Source organism: Rhodococcus sp. C26F, assembly GCF_053345925.1.
On record NZ_JBKFBA010000023.1, the window covers coordinates 1 to 4293 of the forward strand.

General features: G+C 67.3%; 4 protein-coding genes and 1 pseudogene. 3 read left to right on the forward strand and 2 right to left on the reverse strand.

Annotated elements, in window-relative coordinates:
* From ACLBYD_RS20120 to ACLBYD_RS20130, 3 genes and pseudogenes are all read left to right on the forward strand, one after another.
* The coding region (locus ACLBYD_RS20120; RefSeq protein ID WP_447817834.1) for an ISL3 family transposase at positions 1–775 on the forward strand (775 nt) is incomplete at its 5' end.
* 820 nt (positions 776–1595) lie between these two features.
* Positions 1596–2075: pseudogene (locus tag ACLBYD_RS20125) on the forward strand (HhH-GPD-type base excision DNA repair protein); the annotation flags it as partial.
* Entirely contained in the window at positions 2072–2848 is a 777-nt protein-coding gene (locus ACLBYD_RS20130) for a trypsin-like peptidase domain-containing protein (RefSeq protein ID WP_447817835.1), read from the forward strand. The pseudogene ACLBYD_RS20125 and the gene ACLBYD_RS20130, both read left to right, overlap by 4 nt.
* A 21-nt stretch (positions 2849–2869) precedes the next feature.
* Here ACLBYD_RS20130 and ACLBYD_RS20135 read toward each other — a convergent pair whose 3' ends face one another.
* Both ACLBYD_RS20135 and ACLBYD_RS20140 read right to left on the reverse strand, forming a co-directional pair.
* Positions 2870–3976, reverse strand: a complete 1107-nt coding sequence (locus tag ACLBYD_RS20135; RefSeq protein ID WP_447817836.1) for an LLM class flavin-dependent oxidoreductase — start codon at positions 3974–3976, stop codon at positions 2870–2872.
* Positions 3976–4293 (reverse strand): hydroxyethylthiazole kinase (locus tag ACLBYD_RS20140; protein ID WP_447817837.1); only part of this gene is annotated, 318 nt, incomplete at its 5' end. The genes ACLBYD_RS20135 and ACLBYD_RS20140, both read right to left, overlap by 1 nt.

Below are 4293 nucleotides of genomic sequence, written 5' to 3' on the forward strand. Positions count from 1 at the left end.
CCGCTGGGACACCGGCCTCGTCGACATCGCTGGCCACCAGGGCCTGCTCGCCCAGGTCAACGGCCGCACCTCGACGGCGGTGATCGACTGGCTCGATGCCAGGGACGAGGCATGGAAGGCGCAGATCACCCACGTCACCATCGACCTGTCCGGCGTGTACGCCAAGGCGGTACGGGAGGCATTGCCGCATGCCGAGCTGGTCGTCGACCGGTTTCACCTGGTCAAGAAGGCCAACGAGATCGTCGATGCGGTGCGCCGGCGGGTCACCCAGACACAGCGGGGTCGGCGCGGCCGCAAGAGCGATGTCGAGTGGATCAACCGTCGTCGGTTGCTGCGCGGCGCCGAGACCCTCACCATCGAGCAGCGCACCGAACTGTTCACCAAGCTGCTGACCGCCGACCCCAGCGAGGAGATCGCCGCCGCCTGGATCGCGAAGGAGCTCCTGCGCGATCTGCTGGCCTGCACCGCCCGTGGTGGGCTGCGGTACGAGACCCGGGCCGCGTTGTATCGGTTCTACAAGTTCTGTGCCGCCTGCCCGATCCCGGAGGTCACCGCGCTCGCGCGCACCGTGGAAACCTGGCAGGACCCCATCATCCGGGCGATCGAGACCGGCCTGACCAACGCACGCAGCGAAGGTTACAACCGGATCGTCAAACACGTCGGCCGGATCGCGTTCGGATTCCGCAATCCCGACAATCAACGCCGCCGGGTACGGTGGGCGTGCACCCGCCGCTCCCGGCGGAGCACACCCAGCCGGCATCAATGCCACTGCTAACCGCGAAGAGCCTGAAATCCGCTTATTGGCCCACCCGATTGGTGGCACACTGCAATACCCGACAGTGGTTCGATGCGGTCCGTCACTGCGCGACCGCCCACCAGTGCGACGTTGGCCGATCCGACGCATTGCATTGTCATCGCGAAACAGGTTGTACCGAGCGGTACACCCTTGTTCTGGGCTACCCAGTCGAGGTATCGGGGATCGTAGGGATGAGAGATGCGGCCAGCAGGGTCCGAGCCTGGAAGTTCGCTCGGATGCGTAACACTGGGGATGAAGTAGTTGGGTAGCCGTCCGAAGGGAGGGCGACCAATGACAGTTACCGCCACTCGGTCGGACCGCCTTCGAGTAAGCCTCTGAAGTGCAACTCCCAGTGCCGATCCGGCGAGCGTCTCAAGAATTCCCACGGAGAGGAATCCTACTGTGAGCTGAGGAAACTCCTTCATTCGAGTAGGCAGGGTGAATGAAAGAGGGACGGAGCCCCTGCGGGGCACTGCACTGGTCCCAACGGACGCCCTACGGACGGCAGGGATCTTCCGGAGCGAGTCCCCCCGACCCTAGCGGGTCGTCCCCGCTCTAGCTGGTCCCCAGCACCGATTCCCGTTAGCTGTTCACGGCGGATAGCCTGCTCACCATGAGGTGGCAGGCTGAATCCGATCTCTCGGTGTCCTGGCCAGGACGTACACCACCGAGAGACGCCCCACGATCCGCTGGGGAGTCGGCCCCGTGCCGGTTCACGGGGAGAGAACACCGGGCCACTTCGGTTATCGTCGGACGTGACAGAGAGCGACGAGGAGGTTTACATCGCGTGGATACCTCCCAGCAGGTGGCGATGGAGGTCGCGTTCGCGGGACCGAAGAAGCTCGCCGACCGTCTCGGCGGTCTCGACGTGTACCGCATCGCGTCGGCCGACCCCGACGAGTTCGTCGCGGTGTGCGCGCAGCAACCGGCCGTCCACCGGTTCCCCAAGTCGATGGGACAGCGGATCCAGGCGCTGTGCGCGGCGATCGTCGAGGACTACGACGGCGACGCCTCCGCACTGTGGACGTCCGGCGACCCGGACGGCAAGGAAGTGCTGCGGCGGCTGAAGAAGCTGCCGGGCTACGGCGACCAGAAGGCACGTATCTTCCTGGCGCTGCTCGGCAAGCAGATGGGTGTGCGACCCGAGGAATGGCGCGAGGCCGCCGGCGACTACGGGCACGAGGATGCGCGCCGGTCGATCGCCGACGTCGTCGACGAGCAGTCGCTGCGCGAGGTGCGCGAGTTCAAGAAGTCGATGAAGGCAGCGAAGAAGTCATGAGACGCGTCGCAGCGGTGTGCGGCGCCGCCGTCGCCTTCGCCGGGGGAACCGTGGGCGTGGCCTCGGCCGGCGGGGGCGACGACCGGGTCGTCCTCCGGCCCGGCGACGGGATCGTGTTCTCCGCGGAACCGACACCGGGTTGGTGTTCCGTGGCGGCGGTCGGTCACGACGACGCGGGTCGGCTCGTCGCGATCACGGCGGGGCACTGCTACCAGACGGGATCGTCGCCCGTCTGGAAGGTCGACGAGCAGCATCGAGGGCCGATCGGAACCGAAACGGACGTCGCGAGTACGGGTTCGGTCGATCAGCTGGGATTCCCCACCGACGAGATCGCCGACTACGCGGTGGTCCTGCTCGACGAGACCCGCGTGCGGGGATCGAACACGTCGGTGCCCAACGACCGGGGAGAGCGAGTCGTGCTCGAATCGGTCGCGGTGTTCGGCGAAGGCGAGCTGCCGGTCGGAACACATTGCGCCGCAGGGCGGAGCACGTCGGTGGCCTGCGCGACCGGCGATGTGCGGGTGGACGGGAACCTGATGTCCTCGCCGCTGCTCATGCGACCGGGCGATTCCGGCGGGCCGCTCGTGCGTGCCGAGACAGGGGAATGGATGGGACTGTCGGTAGGCTATCGGTTCCCGCAGACCGCGGTCTCCGACGACCGGCAGGTTCCCGACACGAGGTTCGCCGCCTACCAGCGGGCCGACCGGATCCTCGCCGAGATCGACGCGCGCGACGGGATCGGCTCGGGGTTCCGTCTCGTCGACACCCCCTGACCGATCCCGCCCGCGTTACCGTCAGAGCTTCTCGAAACGCGGAATCAGGTGTTCGGCAACGTTTTTCGACTCGTCGATGAGCGGCCATCCGGCGAGGATGAGGGAGGTCAGTCCGGTCGCGTCGCGCAGGGTGCGCACGTGGCCGGTGATCTCGTCCGGGTCGCCGACGTAGTAGACGGCCGACGATCCCGTGGCGAAGATGTCCAGCGGTGACCACGCGGTGATGCCCGCGTAGAGGCCGTCGCCGAGATACAGGTCCTCGGGTTCGGGCAGCTTGCCGGCGTTGATGGTGTCGACCCAGCCCTGCCGCTGCGCGTCGCGCGCGGTGAAGGTCTTCAGATCCTGCTTGCCGTGCGTGCGGCGGCGCACCGCCCGGTCGAGCACGTCCTGGATCTGCTCGATGCCGGCTTTCTCGAACAGCGACCGGAACCGCTCGAGTGCCTCGTCCCGGTTCGGGCGCACGATGACGCCGGACAGGGCGCCGAAGTCGGTGTACTCGCGCCCCTCTGCTGCAGCGGATTCGCGTGCGGCGGTGAACTTCTCCGTGACGAACGAGGTCTCGCGCAGCATGATCAGGTAGGCGTCGAGCACCTTGCCGGCGTTCTGCAGACCGGCGGGGGAGTCACCCGTTCCCCACAGCGGCACCGAGTGGTCCGTAGGAGCATCGATGCGCAGCGGGGTGTTCGGGAAGTTCGACGCGGTGCCCTCGGCGTAGATGCGCCGGAACTCCGCCCAGTACTTCTCACCGAGCTCGTACCGACGGTCGTGCTCGACGTTCATGTCGTACTTGGTGAGGATGTTCTCCCGGCCGTTGACCGAGTTGATCATCAGGCGACCACCGCTGAACGCGTCGAAGGTCAGGGCCTTCTCGGCGAGCAGTCGCGCGGGCGTCATGTTCGCGTAGATCGCGACGAGGAACTTCATCCGGCTGGTGTGTGCCGCAGCCCAGGTCGCCGAGATGAAGGGGTCGTTAGGCCAGGTCGCGACGAGCGCACCTTCGAAGCCGCCGTCGTCGATGGTCTTCGCGAGTTCGATCTGTCGCTGCCCGTCCACCGGGTACAACCCGCCGGGGCTCCAGGGGTAGTCGCCGTCGGCCTGGGTGAGATACCAGAAGGTCTTGATGGGCATTACTTCGTGTCCTTCGAGGGGAGTTCGAACGGTTCGACGCGGGCGCGGGCGCGCAGCGTGTCGGCGTCCACGGCGAACAGGGCGTCGAGGTAGGCGACGGCGAACGAGCCGGGGCCGGTGGAGTTCTCCTCGGCGATCTCGGACGCCACGGCGACGTGCGTGTGGGCGGCCGCGAGGCCGACGAGAGGGGTCTCCGCGACCGCGAGATAGGCCGCGACGAGTCCACCGAGGGAGCATCCGGTGGAGGTCACGCGCGGCAACATGGCGCTGCCACCGGCGATGCGCAGTCCGACGATCCCGCCGTCGCGGTCGCGGCC

Coding starts and splice junctions, on each gene's coding strand:
- ACLBYD_RS20135 (WP_447817836.1), bottom strand. CDS start 3,976: ATGCCCATCAAGACCTTCTGGTATCTCACCCAGGCCGACGGCGACTAC.
- ACLBYD_RS20130 (WP_447817835.1), top strand. CDS start 2,072: ATGAGACGCGTCGCAGCGGTGTGCGGCGCCGCCGTCGCCTTCGCCGGG.